This is a genomic window from Kitasatospora sp. NPDC096077 (assembly GCF_040303245.1).
Classification (GTDB): Bacteria; Actinomycetota; Actinomycetes; order Streptomycetales; family Streptomycetaceae; genus Kitasatospora.
On sequence record NZ_JBEOSV010000006.1, the window covers coordinates 235,992 to 255,121 of the forward strand.

At 72.8% G+C, this 19,130-nt stretch carries 15 protein-coding genes and 2 pseudogenes; 8 read left to right on the plus strand and 9 right to left on the minus strand.

Translation table 11 applies throughout. From position 1 onward, the window contains the following. Positions 1-293: 293 nt before the first annotated feature. The 4 genes from efeU to ABTZ03_RS09175 all read right to left on the minus strand — a co-directional run bounded on the left by efeU (position 294) and on the right by ABTZ03_RS09175 (position 4,746). A complete protein-coding gene (efeU, locus tag ABTZ03_RS09160; RefSeq protein ID WP_350512241.1) occupies positions 294-1,139 on the minus strand; it encodes an iron uptake transporter permease EfeU in 846 nt (281 codons plus the stop codon). A 34-nt stretch (positions 1,140-1,173) separates the two neighbouring features. After that, entirely contained in the window at positions 1,174-2,478 is a 1,305-nt protein-coding gene (efeB, locus tag ABTZ03_RS09165) for an iron uptake transporter deferrochelatase/peroxidase subunit (RefSeq protein WP_350512242.1), read from the minus strand. Positions 2,479-2,617: 139 nt separating this feature from the next. Next, positions 2,618-3,766, minus strand: a complete 1,149-nt coding sequence (gene efeO, locus ABTZ03_RS09170) for an iron uptake system protein EfeO (RefSeq protein ID WP_350512243.1) — start codon at positions 3,764-3,766, stop codon at positions 2,618-2,620. 140 nt (positions 3,767-3,906) lie between these two features. Then, positions 3,907-4,746, minus strand: a complete 840-nt coding sequence (locus ABTZ03_RS09175; protein ID WP_350512244.1) for an ABC transporter ATP-binding protein — start codon at positions 4,744-4,746, stop codon at positions 3,907-3,909. A gap of 278 nt (positions 4,747-5,024) precedes the next feature. Here ABTZ03_RS09175 and ABTZ03_RS09180 point away from each other — a divergent pair, with 278 nt between their 5' ends. Beyond that, complete coding sequence (locus ABTZ03_RS09180; protein ID WP_350512245.1) at positions 5,025-7,118, plus strand: amino acid adenylation domain-containing protein; 2,094 nt, start codon at positions 5,025-5,027, stop codon at positions 7,116-7,118. A 3-nt stretch (positions 7,119-7,121) separates the two neighbouring features. On the opposite strand, the gene ABTZ03_RS09185 is transcribed toward ABTZ03_RS09180, so the two are convergent. Further along, positions 7,122-8,450 (minus strand): hypothetical protein, encoded by a 1,329-nt coding sequence (locus ABTZ03_RS09185; protein WP_350512246.1) that lies wholly within the window; start codon positions 8,448-8,450, stop codon positions 7,122-7,124. Positions 8,451-8,728: 278 nt separating this feature from the next. Between ABTZ03_RS09185 and ABTZ03_RS09190 the strand changes: the two genes are divergently transcribed. Both ABTZ03_RS09190 and ABTZ03_RS09195 read left to right on the plus strand, forming a co-directional pair. Next, positions 8,729-9,985: an RNA-guided endonuclease InsQ/TnpB family protein gene (locus ABTZ03_RS09190; RefSeq protein WP_350512247.1), complete on the plus strand. Its 1,257-nt coding sequence runs from the start codon at positions 8,729-8,731 to the stop codon at positions 9,983-9,985. 70 nt (positions 9,986-10,055) lie between these two features. Then, positions 10,056-10,223: pseudogene (locus ABTZ03_RS09195) on the plus strand (M4 family metallopeptidase); the annotation flags it as partial. A gap of 10 nt (positions 10,224-10,233) precedes the next feature. Here ABTZ03_RS09195 and ABTZ03_RS09200 read toward each other — a convergent pair. The 3 genes from ABTZ03_RS09200 to ABTZ03_RS09210 all read right to left on the minus strand — a co-directional run bounded on the left by ABTZ03_RS09200 (position 10,234) and on the right by ABTZ03_RS09210 (position 13,587). Next, positions 10,234-11,130 carry a hypothetical protein gene (locus tag ABTZ03_RS09200; protein WP_350512248.1) on the minus strand — a complete coding sequence of 299 codons (897 nt, stop codon included), beginning with the start codon at positions 11,128-11,130 and terminating at the stop codon, positions 10,234-10,236. A gap of 190 nt (positions 11,131-11,320) precedes the next feature. Beyond that, positions 11,321-12,289 carry a D-2-hydroxyacid dehydrogenase family protein gene (locus ABTZ03_RS09205; protein ID WP_350512249.1) on the minus strand — a complete coding sequence of 323 codons (969 nt, stop codon included), beginning with the start codon at positions 12,287-12,289 and terminating at the stop codon, positions 11,321-11,323. 323 nt (positions 12,290-12,612) lie between these two features. After that, on the minus strand, positions 12,613-13,587 hold the full coding sequence (locus tag ABTZ03_RS09210) for an ArsR/SmtB family transcription factor (protein ID WP_350512263.1): 975 nt from the start codon (positions 13,585-13,587) through the stop codon (positions 12,613-12,615). A gap of 91 nt (positions 13,588-13,678) precedes the next feature. Here ABTZ03_RS09210 and ABTZ03_RS09215 point away from each other — a divergent pair, with 91 nt between their 5' ends. The 5 genes and pseudogenes from ABTZ03_RS09215 to ABTZ03_RS09235 form a co-directional block, all read left to right on the plus strand. Further along, a complete protein-coding gene (locus ABTZ03_RS09215) occupies positions 13,679-14,620 on the plus strand; it encodes an aldo/keto reductase (protein ID WP_350512250.1) in 942 nt (313 codons plus the stop codon). A gap of 132 nt (positions 14,621-14,752) precedes the next feature. After that, a complete protein-coding gene (locus ABTZ03_RS09220) occupies positions 14,753-15,442 on the plus strand; it encodes a histidine phosphatase family protein (RefSeq protein ID WP_350512251.1) in 690 nt (229 codons plus the stop codon). 44 nt (positions 15,443-15,486) lie between these two features. Next, positions 15,487-16,080, plus strand: a complete 594-nt coding sequence (locus ABTZ03_RS09225) for a TetR/AcrR family transcriptional regulator (RefSeq protein WP_350512252.1) — start codon at positions 15,487-15,489, stop codon at positions 16,078-16,080. 166 nt (positions 16,081-16,246) lie between these two features. Continuing rightward, a complete protein-coding gene (locus tag ABTZ03_RS09230; RefSeq protein ID WP_350512253.1) occupies positions 16,247-17,302 on the plus strand; it encodes an SDR family oxidoreductase in 1,056 nt (351 codons plus the stop codon). Between the two features lie 555 nt (positions 17,303-17,857). Next, positions 17,858-18,669: pseudogene (locus tag ABTZ03_RS09235) on the plus strand (IS110 family transposase); the annotation flags it as partial. 81 nt (positions 18,670-18,750) lie between these two features. Here ABTZ03_RS09235 and ABTZ03_RS09240 read toward each other — a convergent pair. Beyond that, on the minus strand, positions 18,751-19,130 hold a 380-nt coding region (locus ABTZ03_RS09240; protein ID WP_350512254.1), incomplete at its 5' end, for a phosphotransferase.

Genomic DNA, 19,130 nt, shown 5'->3' on the forward strand with positions numbered 1-19,130 from the left:
GGCCGCCCCGCCCCCGCCCCCCGGGCGGGCGGCGCCCCCCCCGGGGCTCCGGCGTGTCCGGGGGGCCGGGGTTCGGGACCCGGGTTTCGGGACCCGGGTTGGGGCTCGGGTTCGGGGCCCGGGTTCGGGTTGGGGGCTCGGGTTCGGGTTGGGGGCTCGGGTTCGGGTTGGGGGCTCGGGTTCGGGTTGGGGGCCCGCGCCCCCGGAGCCCGTACGAACGACACCGCCCCGCCCGGCGGGTGCCGGGCGGGGCGGTGAGTGGTGCGGTGGGTGGTGCGGGGCGAACTGCCGGGTCAGGCGGCCGACTTCGCAGCGACGGGCGTGGCGGGCTTCGCCTTGCCCCCGCCGAACAGACCGAAGAAGACGGCCAGGGTCGGCACCAGGTAGGCCAGCCAGACCACCAGCTGCAGCACGGTCGGGTCCGGCTGGAAGTTGAACACACCCTTCAGCAGGGTGCCGTACCAGCTGTCCTTGGGGACGGTGCTGGAGATGTCGAAGGCCACGCTGTGCAGGCCGGGCAGCCAGCCGGCCTCCTGGAGGTCGTGCACGCCGTAGGCGAGCACCCCGGCCGCGACCACGACCAGCATCGCGCCGGTCCAGGTGAAGAACTTCGCCAGATTGATCTTCAGCGCGCCGCGGTAGAACAGCCAGCCGAGCACCACCGAGGTGAGCAGGCCGAGCGCGGCGCCGACCAGCGGGTTCCAGCCGTCGTCGGTGGCCTGCACCGCCGACCAGATGAACAGCGCGGTCTCCAGGCCCTCGCGGCCGACCGCCAGGAACGAGGTGACCACCAGGGCGGTCGTGCCCATCGCGATCGCGGCGTCCAGCTTGCCGTGCAGCTCGGTCTTCAGGTGCCGGGCGGTGCGCCGCATCCAGAACACCATCCAGGTCACCAGCCCGACCGAGATGATCGACAGCGAGCCGCCGAGCGCCTCCTGCGCCTCGAAGGTCAGCTGCGAGGAGCCGAACTGCAGCACCGCGCCGAAGACCATGGAGAGCACCACGGCCGAGCCGACCCCGAGCCAGACCGGCGGCAGCTTGTCCCGCCGGTCGGTCTTGACCAGGTAGGCGATCAGGATGCAGACGACCAGGCTGGCTTCGAGGCCCTCGCGCAGGCCGATCAGGTAGTTGCCGAACACGGCTGACTCCTCGGAGAGAAATGGGGGACGGGACTCAGCCGAACAGGGCCTGACCCCACCACTCCCCCGGCTTGCGGACGCCCGCCGGGCAGGCGAAGTGGGCGGAGCCGACGTGCTGGATGTACTCGTTGAGCTTGTCGGAGGCCGCGAGCCGCTGCTGCAGCGGGACGAAGGCCTTCCGGGTGTCGCGCTGGTAGGCGAGGAAGAACAGTCCGGCGTCCAGCCGGCCGAGGCCGTCGGTGCCGTCGGTGAAGGAGAAGCCGCGGCGCAGGATCATCAGGCCGTTGTTGGCGTCCGGGTGCGCCAGCGCGACGTGCGCGGTCGCGGGCATCGCCGTGAGGTCGGGGGCGTCGTGCTCCTTGGCCCGGCCGTACGGGGCGCCCTCGCCCTTGGTGCGGCCGAAGGTGTCCTCCTGGTCCTTGAGCGAGGCGCGGTCCCAGGTCTCGATGTGCATCCGGATCCGCCGGGCGACCAGGTAGGAACCGCCGGTCATCCACTCCGGGCCGTCGCCGGGGGCGGCCCAGACGTGCCCGGCCAGGTTGGTGGCGTCGGTGCCCGCGATGTTGTGGGTGCCGTCCTTGAACCCCATCAGGTTGCGCGGGGTCTGCTCGTCCGGGGTGGTCGAGGAGGTCTTGCCGAAGCCGAGCTGGGACCAGCGGATGTTGACCGTGCCCATCCCGATCCGGGCCAGGTTGCGGATCGCGTGCACCGCGACCTGCGGGTCGTCGGCGCAGGCCTGGACGCACAGGTCGCCGCCGCTGCGCAGCGGGTCGAGCTTGTCGCCCTTGAAGTTCGGCAGCTCGATCAGGGCTTCGGGGCGCTGGGCCCCGAGGCCGAAGCGGTCGACGCCGTCCTTCTCGAACAGGCTGGGCCCGAAGCCGATGGTGAGGGTGAGCCGGGAGGCGGGCAGGCCGAGCGCCTCGCCGGTGTCGTCCGGCGGCGCCTCCGCGGAGCCGGGGACGGCGCCGGTGCCGACCTCGCGGCCGCCGGTCATCGCGGCGGCCGCCTTGGTCCATTCCTTGAGCAGCTTGACCAGGGAGTCCCGGGTGGCCTTCTCGGACACGTCGAAGGCCGCGAAGTGCAGCCGGTCCTGGACCGGGGTGGCGATGCCCGACTGGTGCTCCCCGTAGAAGGGCACCTCGCCGCCGGCCGTGGCGTTCGCCGCCGGGACCGGGTCGTCGTCCTGCCGGGAGGCGACGGCGACCGAGCCGACGGCGGCGGCACCGAGCGCGACGCCCGCGCCGGCCCAGCCGATGACGGCGCGGCGGCTCACCGCGGCCCGGTCGGTGGTGGCGGCAGCGGCCGGGCTGCCGTTCTGCTGCTCGTTCTCGGCGTCCATCGGCGGGCGGGCCCTTCTCACTCTTGCGGAACTGCTGAACTGCGGGTGTTGCTCGTGCTGTTGGTGCGCCGGTGCTGCTGGCGCTGGTGCGCCGGTGCCGGTGCTGGTGCTGGTGCGCCGAACCGCCGGAGGGGACCGGTTACTTGACGACCACCGCGGCGGCCAGCTTCGACAGCGGCTCGCCCAGCGAGTTCACCGCGTCCGAGAAGGTCTTGCGCTCGGCCTCGGTGACCTTGTCGTACGGGGTGAAGGTCCCGTCGGCCTGCCGGTACTTGGCGAGCAGCGCGTTGATCGCGGCGAACTCGGAGTCCAGGGTCTTGGCCAGCTCCGGGTCCTTCTCGGCGGCGACCGGCTTCAGCAGCTCGTAGGCCTTCTGGGCGCCCTCGACGTTGGCGTGGAAGTCCGCCAGGTCGGTGTGGCTGTAGCGGTCCTCCTCGCCGGTGATCTTGTTGGTGGCGACCTCGTCCAGCAGTTCCTTGGCGCCGTTGGCCATGCTGGTCGCGGTGATCTCCGCCTCGGGGATCTTCTTCTGCCAGTCCTTGAGGTCGGCGACCAGCTGGTCGGCGAGCGTCTTCTCCTCGTCGCCGATCTTCCCGTCGGCCCAGAGCGCCTTCTCCAGCCGGTGCCAGCCGGTCCAGGCCTGGCCCTGCTCCAGCTTGTCCTCGCGGGTGTCGGTCTTGGGGTCGACGTCCCCGAAGCTCTCGGCGACCGGCTCGGTGCGCTCCCAGCCGGTGCGCGAGGGCGCGTACAGCGACTTGGCCTTCTCCAGGTCGCCGCCCTTGATCGCGGCGGCGAAGGCCTCGACGGCCGGGATGGTGGCGTCGGCCTGCTCCTGGGCGTACGTCCGGTAGGCGTCGACGGCGGCGGCCAGTCGCGGGTCGGCCGGGGCGGCGCTGCCGCTCTCGCCGGTGACGGTGATCTTCTGCCGGATGCCGTCACCGACCATGCCGGGCTTGCAGGCGATCTCGTACGTGCCGGCCTTGATCTCGGCGTTGATGGTCGCCTTGGTGCCGGGCCCGATGTTCTCCCGCTCGGTGACGATCTTGTCGCCGGCGGCGTAGACGTACACCTCGGTGGTCTTGGAGCCCTTGTTGCTGATGTCCAGCACCACGTGGCCGGCCGGGAAGCTGCTCTTCGACACCTCGCAGGCGGTGTCGGTGGCGTTGATCTTCACCGCGTCCGCGCCGCCCGCCTTGTCGTCCTTCTTCGACGCGCACCCCGCCAGGGCGGCGGTCGCCACGGCGAGGCTGAGCAGCGCGGCTGCGGTGGAACGGCGACGGGCGGACATGGGGGCTCCAACGGAAAAGGGCATGGGGGTGCCAAGGCCGGGTAAAGCATCGGCCGGGCCGACGCCTCCTCTTTAGCTAAGGCATACCTTACGTAAGAAGTCTTTACCGTCGACACCCGGCCCCGCCCCTGCCCGAACCGTTACCTCCCGGGCCGCTGCCCCTCCGGCACCCGGCGGGCGGCCGCCCGGGCCGTCCAGCGGCCGTCGTGGCGGCTGATCCGGATCGGGTGGCCGAAGGTCTCGCTGATCAGCTCGGTGGTCATCACCTCGTCCACCGGCCCGGCCGCCACGCACTCCCCCTCGCGCAGCAGCAGGGCGTGGGTGGTGCTCTCCGGCAGCTCCTCCAGGTGGTGGGTGACCAGCACGCTCGCCAGCTCCGGGTGCTGGTGGCGCAGCAGGTCCAGGCTGTCCAGCAGCAGCTCGCGGGCGGTGAGGTCGAGCCCGGTGGCGGGTTCGTCGAGCAGCAGCAGCCGGGGGCTGGGCATCAGCGCGCGGGCGATCAGCACCCGGCCGCGCTCGCCCTGGGAGAGCGTGGTCCACTCGGCGTCGGCCATCGCGGCCATGCCGAGCGTCTCGATCAGCTGCTCGACCCGCTCCACCACCCCGGCGGCCGGCTTGCGGTGCCACTCCGGCTCGATGGTGTTGGTGGAGCCGGTGAGCACCACCTCGCGCACGGTCAGCGGGGAGCGCAGCGGGTGGCGCGGGTTGACGTGGCCGAGGTGGGCGCGCAGCTCGCGGATGTCCACCCGGCCCAGCCGGCGGCCGAGCACGTCCACCGTGCCGCGGGTGGGGTGGGAGACCGCGCCGAGCAGGGCGAGCAGGGTGGACTTGCCGGCGCCGTTCGGGCCGAGCAGCGCCCAGTGCTCGCCGGGCTCGATCTCCAGGGTGATGCCGCGCAGCAGGTGCCGGCCGTCGCGCACGACGTCCACGTCCTGGGTGCGCAGCAGCGGGCCGTCGAAGGTCGGGTCGGACGTGGTCACGGGCGGTCTCCGATCGTTGCACCGGGCAGGGTACGGACGGGGCGCCGCCGCGGACGGGCCGGCGCCGATCGTCCGTGTGCACGGTACAACCGTCGGCGGGGAGCGGAGTCCGGCCGTCCGAGGGGTGGACCGTCGACCGGGGCGCCCCTTCCCTCCTGCGGCCCTGACGCCGTGGCCGATTCCGTACCGGCACCAATGACTGCCGCCAAAACCGTGTCGGACGAGGCGACTTGGGGAGGACCATGGAGTCTTTCCGAGGGGGACGAGGGGGAGGCGTGATGGTCGCGGACCAGGAACGACCCACCAGCCTGCACGGGCTGGTCGAGCGGCAGGCCCGGCGGGCCCCGCAGACGGTGGCGGTGCGCTGCGGCGAGTCCGAGCTGACGTACGGGGAACTGGACGCCCGGGCGGACCGGCTGGCCGCCCACCTGGCGGACCGCGGGCTGGCCCCGGGCGGCCGGGCGGCGGTCGCGCTGGGCCGGGGCACCGAGGTGTACGTGGCGCTGCTCGCGGTGCTCAAGGCGGGCGCCGCCTTCGTGCCGCTGGAGCCGACCGCGCCCGACGCGCTGCTGCGGCACGTCCTGGGCGACGCCGCACCCGAGTTGGTGCTGACCGAGGGGCTCCACCGGGTCCGGCTGTCCGACGCGGGCGGGGCACAGCTGGTCTGCCTGGACGAACTCTCGCTGCCGGAAGGGGAGTTCGAGCGCCCCGAGGTGGCCCCCGGCGACCTCGCCTGCGTCTTCTACACCTCCGGCTCCACCGGCCTGCCCGTCGGCGCCCTGGTCGAGCACCGCAACCTGCTGGCCGCGTACGCCGGTTGGCGGGAGGTGTACGGGCTGGCGCCCGAGGACCGGATCCTGCAGACCGCCAGCCTGGAGTTCGACGTCTTCACCGCGGACTGGGTCCGGGCACTGGGCACCGGCGCCACCCTGGTGGTCACCCCGTTCAACCTCACCCTGGACCGCACCGTCGACCTGGCCGCCCTGCCCGCCCTGGTGGCGCAGGAGCGGATCACGGTCATGGAGCTGAACGTCCGCACCGCCCGCCGCCTCACCGCCCTGCTGACCGAGACCGGCGCCGGGCTGCCGGGGGTGCGGCTGCTCACCGTCGGCGCCGAGAAGTGGTACCTGGACGAGCAGTTGGCGCTACAGCGGCTGCTCGGCGAGTTCACCCGGGTGCTGAACGTCTACGGACTGGCCGAGGCCACCGTGGACAGCACCTGCTTCGAGGTGCGCGGCACGGCGGCCGCCGAGGGCGCCGAGCGGGTCTCCCTGGTCGGCCGTCCCTTCCCCGGCACCCGGGTGTACGTGCTCGGCCCGACCGGCACCCCGGTGGCCCCCGGGCAGGTCGGCGAGATCGCGATCGCCGGCTCCGGGCTCACCCGCGGCTACCTCAACCGGCCTGCGGACACCGCGCGCCGCTTCGTCCGGGCGGACTTCGACCCGGACGGACGGGTGCTGCTCACCGGCGACCTCGGGCTGCTCCGGGCGGACGGCGCGCTGGAGTTCGTCGGCCGGGCCGCGACCGTGGTCGGCCCGCTCGGCGCGGACCGGGCGGCCACGGTGACCACCAGGGTCAAGGCGGCCGCCCGCGCCGAGGGCGTACTGCGGGCGCACCCGGCGGTGCGGGAGGCCGTCGTGGTGGAGGTCGAGCGGGAGCCGGGGCAGCGGGTGCTGGTCGGCTACGCGGTGCCCGCGCAGGGCACGCCGGAGGGGATGGACGGCTGGTCGCTCACCCAGTACCTGCTCGCCGAGTTCCAGGGGTACTCGGCGCCCGCCGCCGTCATCCCCGTCCCCGAGCTGCCGCGCACCCGGGCCGGGAAGCTGGACCGCGCCGCGCTGCCGCTGCCGGCCCCGCCGCGGCACACCGCGCCGCGCTCGGCCAAGGCGGGCGCCGGCCGGTCCAAGGGCGGCGGCAAGGCGGGCGGCGGCCGCCGGGAGGTGGACGGCTCGCGCGGCTGCGCCGCGGCCGCGCTCACGCCGTTCCTCGCCTTCGTCGCCTGGATCCTCACCGACCGGCTCTACCCGGGCTCCACGAACCTCTCGGCGGTGCCGACGGGGTACCACTTCTGGTTCGAACTGCTCTACCTGTGCGAGAACCTGGCCTTCGGCGGCGGGCTGGCCTTCCTGTTCCTCGGCTTTCCGGCCCTGCTGCGACAGGGCCGCTCGCTGCGGCTGACCCTGCTCACCCACGTCTCGGTGTTCTGGCTGCTGGCCTCCTGGTGGCCGCAGGACAACCTCTACCGGCTGACCTCCGCCACCGACTGGCCGCGCGAGACCGCGATGATCTACGTCTTCAACATCCCGCTGATGCTGGCCGCGGTGGTCGTGGTCACCTTCCTGCTCAGCAAGCCCAGGACCACGGGGAAGTAGTCCTCAGCGCAGCGCCTCGAACATCCCGGTCAGCGCGTGCCCGGCCGCCTCGACCAGGGCCTGCGCGGCGTCCAGCGCCTCGGCGTCCGGCCCGGCGAGGGCGAGTCCGACGGCGGGCTCCGGTGCGTGGCCCGTCGTCGGGATCAGCGGCAGCAGGACGACGCCGAGCCGGGCGCACCGGGGCCGCAGCCGGTCGAGATGCTCGTGCAGCGCCTCGGGGGCGAGCCGGGCGCCGAGCGGCAGGGCGTCCACGGTGCGGACCAAGTGGCCGGGGCCGCGCACCCGGTCCAGCCGTTCGCGCAGCATGAAGGCGACGGACGGGCCGGTGAGCCGCAGGTTGGTCTCGGTGGGGGCGAGCCGGCGCTGCCGGTCGGTGACGAAGTCGATGTCGTACCAGCCGCGGTAGCCCTCGGCGGCCAGCCGCTCCCCCACCGCGAGGGTGAAGCGGCGGGCCGTCTCCTCGGCGGCCCGGGGAACGACGCCGGGGCCGACGGTGACGCCCTGGTAGTGGGTGCCGGCCACCTCCATGACGCCGGCCCCGACCGGGTGGACCGTGCCGTCCGGGCCGATCACCGCGTCGTAGGTGAGGTCGCGCAGCCGGGCCGACGGGCCCGGGTCCACGAACTCCTCCAACAGCAACTCGCCGTCCGGCGGAAGGACTTCGGAACCGACCAGGCGACGCAGCAGGGCGCCCCCGCCGCCCGCGGCGAACAGGTCGGCGGGCTCGACCACGACCGTGCCGTAGCCGCCGACGCCGTGCGGGCTCTTCAGCACGGTGGTCCGGCCGCGCGCCGCACGGAGGGTGAGCCGCCGGGCGGCGCGACGGCGGCCGTCCACACGCTCCTGCTGCGGCACCGTGATCCCGGGGTGGTCGGGGGCGAGTTCCGCGAACAGGGCGTGCGCGGCCGCCTTGGACTCGTAGCGGTGGACGGCGGCCAGTTCGGGCCCCTCGCCCTGGGCGGCGGTGCGGCCCCAACTGACCACGGGGTGACCGCAGTCGACGATCCGGGCGGCCAGCGCGGGCCGGGCGGCCAGCGCCTCGGCCAGCGTCCGGTCGACGGCGAGGCCGTCGTGCACCTCGACCGGGCCCCAGGCCAACTCCCGGGCCAGCCAGTCGATCCAGGCCCGGTCGACCTCGACGGGCAGCACCAGGACGGCCGGTTCCGGACTGTAGCCGACGGCCAGGCAGGCGTAGTGGTGCGCCTGGCGCAGCCGTCGGGCGCGCTGTGCGGCGTCCATGCCGGGCGCGAAGAACTGCGCGTTGAAGTCCGCGACGTTGCCGATGTGCACGGCCGCCCGCCCGCCGGTCCAGGCCCCCACCCATCCGTCCATGACCGAGAGCTTAGGGTCTTCCGGCGCCAACGGCCGGGCCCCGGCGGGCCGTAGGCGTCCGGCGGAAGCCAAGTCTGCCGCGAACCGTCGGCTGGTCGACCACCGTCGGTCAACTGTCGCTAGTCGACCGTCACGACGGCGGTGTGGACGGCTTGTCAGGTTCCGGCCTTTGGGGCCTTTTGGCCAGGGCCGGACCCAACGAGGGCACAAATCAGTGATCCTTTGACCCGAAAACGGATATTCATTGTCAATCTTGACCACACCCTTCCAAGGGAAGCATGGCCTGCTACGTTCCCGATGTGAAGGTAGTCGCACAGGTCAAGCTACTGCCGTCGTCCGAACAGGCGTCGGCACTTGAGGCAACCCTGCACATTGCCAACGAGGCCGCATGCTGGGTTTCATCTGTAGCTTTCGAGCACGGAATCCCGCGTGAGTACGATCTGCGCAAGCACACCTATGCCGAACTCAAGGATCGCGGACTGGGTGCGCAGGCCGCCCAGCATGTCATCAAGAAGACCCGTGACGCCTACACCGCATTGAAGGCGAACCTCCAGGCCGGGAGTCTCGGTAAACCTGGCTCAAGGCGGCGGGTCAAGGCAGAGTCCAAGCCGATCGTGTTCCGGCCCGAGGCCGCACAACCCTACGACGACAGGTGCCTGTCCTGGCAGTACGATGCCGAAACAGTATCAATCTGGACCACGGTAGGACGGCTCAAGGGCCTGCGCTTCACATGCTCGCCAGACACGCTTAGAATGCTCCGGCATCACCGCAAGGGAGAGTCCGATCTGGTCAAACGTGACGGAAGATTCTATCTGATCGCCACGTGCGAGGTACCAGAGAGACCTCTCAACGAAGACCCTGCAGGGTTCATCGGTGTGGACCTCGGCATCGCCAATGTCGCCACCACTAGCACCGGCTACCAAGCTGCTGGACGCCGACTTAACCGCTACCGCAAACGTCAACTCGCTCTACGTAGGAAGCTTCAGGCCAAGGGCACAAAATCTGCCAAGCGCCTACTCAAGAAAAGATCCCGCAAGGAATCCAGAAACAACACCAACATCAATCACACGATTTCCAAGACCATCGTCACCACCGCTGAACGCACCGGCTACGGCATCGCCCTGGAGGACCTCACGGGAATCCGTAGTCGGGTACGGCTCCGAAAGGACCAGCGGCAACAGGTACACTCGTGGAGCTTTCAGCAGCTCGCCTCCTTCATCGAATACAAGGCACGCCGAGCCGGGGTGCCTCTGCTGTACGTCGATCCGGCACACAGCAGCCGGGAGTGCTCCGAGTGCCATCACGTGAACCGGAACAACCGCCGGTCACAAGCCGAGTTCGTATGCCGCGCCTGCGGTAGCGCAATGCATGCGGACCACAATGCGTCCCGCAACATCGCCTGCAAGGGCGAAGCCGCGTGGACAGCGGGGCGTGAGTCACGCGTCCCAGCGCCCCTGCAGGCGCTCAGACGTGGGAGGTCACGCGGCAGCCAGCCGCGCCCTGCCCACAAGCCCCACCTTCCACGGCTGGGTTAAGTTGACCGACCAGTCTACCCATTGCTGCGGCGACACGGCTTCGACAGGCGCTCACTGAGCAACAGCTCGACAAGTTGGACCGATCTGGTACCGCGCGCTGACCGTCTACATGACCTCCACCACCACCTACAAGGGCGCCCGCGCCGCCTCCCTCAACGCCGCCCGCGACCTGTACGGCGCCGGCAGCACCGAGTACAAGGCGGTCGCCGCCGCTTGGAGCGCGGTCAGCGTCAACTGAGGCTGCACGTCTAGCTGTTGAAGCCGACGTGGACGTGGTCGTGGTGGGTGTCGTCGGTGAAGAACTGGTTGCCGACGCCCGGGATCGCCACCGGACCGCCCACGTTGTACGAACCGGCCGCCGCCGCGTCCCGCATGAAGGACTCGATCAGCTGCCGGGGCGTGGCCGGGTCCACCACCGCCCGGCCGTCGATCCGCCAGACGTCGAAGGCCCGGCCCAGCGGATGGTCGCTGGGCCGGGTCGTCCCGAAGACGTCCAGCGGGTGGCCGCTGCGCACCACGCTCACCGTCAGGGTGTACGGGCCGGCCAGCCGCAGCATCGCCGCCGTCACGGTGTCGTGGACCAGGCCGCTGCGTAGGTCCGCCACCGCCTCGGGCGGCAGTTCGATCCTCGGCTCGGCCAGCACCCTGGCCACCGCCGGGGCGGGTGCGGCGGCCTCCGGTCCCGGCTCGCCCGGGTGCAGGGCGGTCACCGTCCAGCGCGGCTCGGCCCGGCCCAGCCGGACGTCCACGGTGGTGCCGCCCGCCGCCGTCGAACCGTCCGGCTGCCTGGTCCACTGGCGGCAGACCACCAGCACGCTCGCCGAGTCGGCGAGGATCCCGCCGTACTGGGCGTCGACCACCTCCAGGCTCGCCTCCGGCGCCACCGGGGCGAGCGGCCCGGCCTGGTCCGCCAACCCGGGCGGCAGGCCGAGCGCCGCCACCCTCGCCCGGGCCGCCTCCGCGCCCTGGCCGCCGGACGGCCAGGCACCGAGGGCGGCGACCAGTTCGACGGCGCGGCGCTTGACGTCGGGCTGGATCTCGCCGGGGCCGGGCTGCCAGAGCGGCGGGTTGGGCAGTGGGGACGGGGTCGGACTCGGGGTCGGGGTCGGGGTCGGGGCTTCCGTGGGTGCGGGGGACGAAGTCACGGCCGGTGCACGGGACTTGGCCCCGCTCGAACACCCCGCCACTCCCAGCAGCACCGCCGCTGCACCGGCCCCCGCCCCCGCACCCGCCCGCAGCACCGTGCGTCGGCCCGGCGCCGGGCCACCGTCTCCGCTCGTCATGCCGTCAGTATGCGGTCGATGGACGGCCGATGGCCCTCGACCGGGTCCGGTGTCAGCCCAGACGGCGGATCGGCTCACCCTTCAGGAAGGCCGCGATGTCCTCCACCGCCTCACCGAAGTACCGCCGGTAGTTGTCCTGCGAGACGTACCCCAGGTGCGGGGTCGCCAGCAGTCGGGGCGCGCGGCGCAGCGGGTGGTCGGCGGGCAGCGGCTCGGTGTCGAAGACGTCCAGGGCGGCGCCCGCGATCCGGCCGGCGGTGAGCGCGGCGAGCAGCGCGTCCTGGTCGACGATGGCCGCCCGGGAGGTGTTCACCAGGTAGGCACCCGGCTTCATCAGGGCGAGTTCGGCGGCGCTGATCAGGCCCCGGGTGTCGGCGTTGGAGGCCAGGTGGATCGACACGAAGTCGCTCTCCCGCAGCAGTTCCTCCTTGTCCACCGCCCGGCGCACCCCCGCCTCGGCCGCCCGCCCGTCCGTGAGGCTCCGGCTCCAGGCCAGCACGTCCATGCCGAAGGCGAGCCCGACCCTGGCGACCAGGCCGCCGATCCGCCCGAGGCCGAGCAGCCCGAGCGTACGCCCGTGCAGGTCGGCGCCGACGGTGCTCTGCCAGGGGCCGCCCTCGCGCAGCGCGGTGCTCTCCTGGACGAGACCGCGGGCCAGGCCCAGCAGCAGGGCCCAGGTCAGCTCGACCGGCGGGGTGCCGGAGCTGGCGGTGCCGCAGACGGTGACGCCGTGCGCCGCGGCGGCCGCGAGGTCGATCACCGAGTTGCGCATGCCGGAGGCCACCAACAGCCGGAGCCTCGGCAGCCGGGCGAACAGCGTGGCGGGGAACGGCACCCGCTCACGCAAGGTCACCACGATGTCGAACTCGGCCAGTGCGACGGCGAGTTCGTCCTCGGAGCGGTGGTGCTCGCGGAAGACGGTGAGCTCGACCCGGTCGGCCACCGGGGACCAGTCGGCGTAGCTGGTGGCGACGCCCTGGAAGTCGTCCAGGACGGCGCAGCGAAGGATCGGAAGGGTCATGACGGCAGCTAATCAGACGCCTGGGGTTCCGGTGACCGGGGGCCCGGCGGACGCGGGCCGTCGCCGTGCCCGGTGCGAACGGTCCACGACGGCTCGCCGAGCTTCGCCCGCAACACGGCTATCGGGTCCTGCAGTTCGACGGGGTGGAGCCGAACGCCCCGGCCGCACAGCAGGGTCTCCTGCGGCTCGTGTGGTACGTCAGCCGAACCTCCCGGCGATCCCCGAGTGCCGTGAGACGGTCATATGTCAGGCACGATCCGGCGGGTGCCGGGGTTCGGCCGGGCCAGCTCGTCGCCTCGGTGAGTCCCGTCGTCTCCGTGGGTTCAGCCGGGCGGGTTCAGCAGTGCCTCCGCCGTGGCCGTCCGGGCGTACAGCACCCAGCGGCCGGCCCGGTGGGCGCTGACCAGGCGGGCGTCCCGCAGGGCCGTCAGGTACTGGGAGACGGCGGAGGGCGACAGTCCGGTGCGCCGGGCGAGTTCGGTGGTCGAGGCCGGGGCGGCGAGTTCGGTCAGCAGCAGGGCTCGGGAGCGGCCGAGTACGGCGGCGAGCGCCGCGCCGACGGGGGCCGACGGCGTCGTCCAGAGGTCGCCTATCCCCCGGGCCGGGTAGGCGAGTTGGGGCGGCGATGACGGGGCGAGCAGGGTGTAGAGGCCGGGGCCGGTGAAGGCGGAGGGGATCAGCAACAGGCCCGGCCCGGCCGTCCGGCGGTTCAGCGGGCGGGCCCGGTGGCCGAGTCGCAGGGCGCCGTCCGTCCACCGCAGTCCGGCGTGCAGCTCGTTGAGCACCCGTGCGGCGCCGTGCTCGGCGGCCTGCCGGGCCCGGTACAGCACGTCGGCGTCGAGCACCGCGCGGATCCTCGCCCAGTACGGCGCGAGGGCCAGTTCCCAGTACGCCTCGATCGCCTCGGCCAGCCGCGCCAGCCCGGCCGGCGGGTCGGCGTACAGGGCCTGCAGCCGCGGACCGAGGGCGCCGTGGCCCGCGGCCAGCCGGTCGAGGTCGCGGCGGGCCCGCCCGGCGGGGGTGGCCCGGATCGCGGCGAGCTCCTCGGCGAGGGTCGGGGCCGACCCGGTCGGGGCGGGATTGAGGAAGTCCGGCACGTAGCCGGTCGGTGGCACGAGGTCGGCCAGCAGCCCGAGGGCCGGGCCGAGTGCGCCCAGCCGGGGCCGCACCTGTTCCACCCAGGGGCCGTGGACGGCGTGCGGCAGACCGGAACGCAGCAGGCGCAGGCTCGGCCCGACCTCCCACATCGGTGCGACCACGAACCGCATCCGCGCCAGATCGCCCGCCGTGAACAGCAGTTCCGCCACCGCCCGCCCCCGCACCCCCGTCGGATTCGCACATCCGCGAATCAGTGGCGATCAGATTAGTTCAGTGACGATCATGACGGGCATGACTTCCGACACGCCCTCCCCTGTCTCTGCTACTGCCCCTGCCTCCGCGGTGTCCGCCGCCGCCTCCGGCACCTGGCAGCTCGGCGACCGCGCCGTCCACCGGATCGGCTTCGGCACGATGCGCCTGCCGCAGACCGGCCCGGCACTGGTGCCGGACGCCGTGCCGCGCGACCGCGAGCAGGCCCTGCGGGTGCTGCGCCGTGCGGTCGAACTGGGCGTCAACCACATCGACACCGCCGCCTTCTACTTCTCCCCGCTGCGCTCCGCCAACGAGCTGATCAACCGCGCGCTCGCCCCGTACGCCGACGACCTGCTGATCGCCACCAAGGTCGGGCCCGGCCGCGGCCCCGACGGCGAATGGACCGACCACGCCCGCACCCCCGCGGGACTGCGCGCCCAGGTCGAGGAGAACCTGCGCCAGCTCGGCCGGGACCACCTCGACCTGGTCAACCTGCGGATCCTCGGCACCGACTCGATCGCCGAACGCTTCGGTGCGCTGGCCGAGTTGCGGCAGGCCGGCCTGATCCGCCGACTCGGCCTGTCCAACGTCCACCCGCACCAGCTCGCCGAGGCTCAGGCCATCGCCCCGGTGGTCTGCGTGCAGAACCCGTACGGCATCGGCGCCTCACCCGCGCAGGACGAACTGCTGCGGCTCTGCGGTGAGCAGGGCATCGCCTTCGTCCCCTTCTACGCCATCGCGGGCGCCGGACGGGAGGGCGGCGCCGGGGCGGCGGAACCCGCCCAGGTGCGGGCGGTGGCCGAGGCCCGCGGGATCAGCACCGCCCAGGTCCGACTGGCCTGGACGCTGCACCGGGGCCCGCATGTGCTGGCCATCCCGGGGACCGGCGACGTGGCGCATCTGGAGGACAACATCGCGGCGGGCGCCCTGCGGCTGACGGCGGAGGAGCTGGCCCTGCTGGACCAGGCCCACGGCGGCTGACCCACCGCTCCGGAACCGCCGACGGCCCGACGGGCGTCGCTCGGGGACACCACCCTTCTGATCTTCCCGACCACCTGTCCTCCGGTCCTCCCGTCCTCCCGACCTCCCTGAGCGACACCCTGGAGCCCGCCCGTGCCCGACCGCACCACCGCCGCCACCACCGCCGCGCGTTACCTCTACCTCGCCCGCCACGCCGAGGCGGCCTCCCCGAACGGGCCGGGCGGGCCGGGCCAGCCGGGCGAGCTGGGCGAGCTGGACGGGAGCGCGCTCACCGCCGCCGGGCGCCGCCAGGCCACCCTGCTCGGCCAACGGCTGGCGGGCCGCCCCATCACGGCCGTCCACCACGGCCCGCTCCCCCGGGCCACGGAGACCGCGCGACTGGTCGGGGAGCAGCTCGGCGGGGTGGCGGTAACGGTCTGCGAGGAGGCCGGCGACTACGTTCCGTACGTACCGTCGGCCGGTGAACTCCCGTTCGACAGCGTGGAGTTCCTCCTGCGTTTCCTCGCGGGCACCTCGGCGGAGGAGCGGTCCCGGGGGCCGGAGCTGGCCCGGCGGGCCGTCGAGCGGTTCACCGGGCCGGCCCCGGGCGGTGAGGAACGGCACGAACTGGTCGTCACCCACGCCTTCCTGATCGGCTGGCTGGTCCGCCACGCGCTGGACGCCCCCGCCTGGCGCTGGCTCGGCGTCAACGCCGCCAACGCGGCCCTCACCGTCCTGCGCTTCGCCCCCGGCCGCCCCTCGTCCGTCCTGCTGCTGAACGACCAGGGCCACCTGCCCGAGGAGCTGCGCTGGACGGGCTTCCCGCCCGAACTGCGGGCCTGAGACCGGTCGCAGGGAATATGCAGACCGGTCTATAGTGTCTGCCCATGGGAGCGAAGGGCGACGAGACCCGGGCCCGGCTGATCGCCGGGGCCCGGGAGCTGATCGAGCAGCAGGGGTACTCCGGCACGGGCCTCAACCAGGTCCTGGCCGTCACCGGCGCACCGCGCGGCTCGCTCTACTTCCACTTCCCCGGCGGCAAGGACCAACTGGTCGCCGCCGCACTCCTCCAGTCCGGCCAGGAGGTCGCGGACCTGCTGACCGCACTGGCCGCCGAGGGAGCCGACACCGCCACACTCAGCGGGCAACTGATCGAGGTGTTCGCCGAGCGCCTGGCCCGGTCCGGCTACTCCAAGGGCTGCCCGATCGCGACCGTCGCTCTGGAGGTCGCGGGCACCAACGAGCCGCTGCGGGCCGTCTGCGCCGAGGTGTACGAGGGCTGGCAGCGCATCCTGGCCGAGCAGCTGACGACCGGGGGCTTCAGCCCCGCCCAGGCCTCGGTGGCCGCCGGCCAGGCCCTGGCCCTGCTGGAGGGGGCGGTACTGCTGGCCTCGGTCCGACGCAGCCGCGAGCCGCTGGACGACGCCCGGCACGCCGTCCTCCACCTCCTCGGCGCGAAGGACTCCGCCCCGCGCCGGTGATCCGGGGGCCTGCCCTGTCGCGCCTTCCCTTCCCATTCCTCCGGGCTGCGCAAAAAATATGCAGACCGGTCTACATCAATCCGAGGCGCACCCCGCCCATCTGCCCCCTCGCTCACTCGCTCAAGAAACTATGCAGACCGGTCTAGAGAAAAGCTGAGGAACCACGATGTCACCCACCGAATCCCCGCACACCCTCGTCCTCGGAGCCGGCGGCTTCCTCGGCCGCTGGCTGGTCCTCGAACTCCTCGGCCGGGGCGAGGCCGTGGCCGCCGCCGTCCGCGATCCCGCGAACGGGCCCGCCCTCCGCGACTGGCTGCGCGAACACGGGGCCGACCCGACCCTCCTGACCACCGTCACCGCCGACCTCACCCGCCCCGGCCTCGACCTCTCCCCCAGCGACGACGCCCGCCTCACCGAGGTGCGCGACGTCCACAACCTCGCCGCCCGCTACCGCTTCGGCCTCACCCGCGCCCAGGCCGAACCCGCCAACCTCCACGGCGCCCTGCACGCCCTGCGCTGGTCGGCCACCCGGCCCCGGCTGCGCCGCCTGGTCCACCTCTCCGGCTACCGGGTCGGCCGCGACCCCCACCCCCGGTACCCGCTCGACCCCGGCACCGCCGCCGCCCTCTACGCCCGCCTCGGCGCCTACGAGGCCTCCAAGCACCTCGGCGACGCCGCCGTCCGGGTCACCGCACCCCGGCTCGGCGTCCCGCTCACCACCGTCAACCCCAGCAGCGTCATCGGCCACTCGGTGACCGGCGAAGCCGGCCAGTACCTCGGACTCGCCCAACTGGTGCGCCAACTCCACCGCGGCCGCCTCCCCCTGCTGCCGGGCACCCGGCGCACCTTCCTGCCCGTGGTGACCGTCGACCACCTGGCCCGCTTCCTCGCCGCCGTCCCGGCCCACGACCGCGCCCCGGTCGCGGCCCACACCGTCCTCGACCCCGCCACCCCCTTCCTCCCCGACCTGATCACCCTCCTCGCCACCCACCTCGGCGTCCGCCCACCCCGCGCCCTCGTCCCGGTCGGGCTCGTCCGCCGTCTCCCCCGCACCCTCACCGGAGCCGACCCGGAAACCCTCACCTTCCTCTCCGAGGACCACTACGACACCTCCTCCGCCGACCACCTCTCCACCACCGCCGGCCTCACCCACCCACCCGTCATTCCCGCCCTCCACCACTGGTCCACCCGCCTCGTCCACGATGCCTTCGGCGACCACTGACCCACACAGGAAGTCGGCCCGCCCGACTTCTCACGCAATCAACGCCATCTGCTGACCGGCCCGCCCAGATGGCGGCGCACGCCGACCAGCAGGGCGCCCGCAACGCCTTCCAACAATCCGCGCCCACGCAGGAAGTCGGCCCGCCCGACTTCCTACGCACTCGCCACCGCGCACCAACACCCAGCTCATCCAAGGGAGCTGAGCTCCACGCCCGCTGCCCCGCATAGGAAGTCGGCCCATCCGACTTCCCGCACATCCGGCGAACCCATGCCGAAACCGCCAACCACCACACGCACCTCGAATTCCCGACCACCGCCGCGCCCCCTGCACAACTGGCAGCTGACAACGGCGCACCGAGCCCCCCGCTACCTTCTTCGTGGCCCCGCAACGGGGCTCCCGGCCTCCGGTCCGGCATGACTGTTCCCCCCTGTAGTTCGCATGATCCGGGGGGGGTGGTGTCACCGGGCCGGAGGCATCGGTAAACCGCTGATAGAGGCGGGACCACCAGCGTGCCGGGAGGCTCTTCGTAACCGCACGACCTCGTAGGGGATCAGCGTGACCGACACCGGCGATGTGGACGGATTCCTTGGCCTGGACGTCGGCAAGGGCGAGCACCACGGAACCGCGGCGCGCCCGGACCGGCAAGCAGGTCTTCGACAAACGGCTGGCGAACAGCAAGCCCAGGATGCGGGCCGTACCTGACGATGCGCCGCATCGCCGACCTCTACCCCGGCGAGGCCAAGACCGAGGCCCGCGTCGCCAACCGTCCGCGCGGACTGCTCACCCAGATCCGCCCGCCCCCGGAGCGAGTGCTGGGGCCCAGGATCGACCACCCGGCGCTGCCGGCCCTGCTGGAGCGGTTCGGCTCACCGGCCGCTCAGCGCACGGCCGGACGCCGCCGACTGCGGAGCGTCGCCCGGCCCTTGGCCCCGCGCATGTTCGAGCGCCTCGTCGAGGACATCCTCACCGCTCTCGACGAGCAGACCGTCGTCGTCCCGGGCACCGAGGCGGCGACGCTGACCGTGCCGAGCCTGACCGGCTCGCTGCGGGCCGGCCTCGACCGGCGCAAGCTCCTGGAGAAGCGGATCCAGGAACTGCCGGACGAGCACCCGCTGTCACAGATCCTCGCCCCCGCGGCCCGCAGCTCCGGCTCCTCCATGCGCGGCGAGCCACCACCGGGGCGACAAGCAGCTGAAACGGGCGTTCTTCCTGGCCGCGTTCGTCCCACTCGGCGAACCGGCCTCGCGCGCCCACGACGACAAGAAGATCGGCCGGGCCAGGGCGAACGCCATACCCAGGCGCTCCCCTGCCTGGCCGGACGCCGGGCCGACGTCCTGCTCGCCATGCTTCGCGACGGCACCCTCCACTGGTCCCGAGCAATGGTCAAGACCTGTGGACGAGTTGTCGTGCGAGCGCGGGCCATTGTCATGGGGCCGGGCGCCGCAGCCTCACATCCGGGATCTCAGCACGTCGACTTCACAGCCTTGCGCGAATGGGTCGAAGCCGTGTTCGACCAGCCAGCGAACCCCTAGCAGGCTCCGCAACGACCACCACGCGCGGATCACGTCGAGGTCGATGTCGGTGCCGTAGCCGGCGATGACGTCTTCGACGTGCTCCTCGTGTCCGAGCGTCAAGGTGGCGAGGTCGAACAGGGCGTCACCCCGGCCCGCCTCGGACCAGTCGATGATGCCGGTGACCTCGTCGCCGTCGACGAAGACGTGGTCGATCTGCAAGTCGCCGTGCGTGAACGCCGGAGTCCACGGCCGGATCGCGGCCTCGGCGACGTGGCGGTTGCGGGTGACCAGGTCGGCGGGCAGGATGCCGTTCG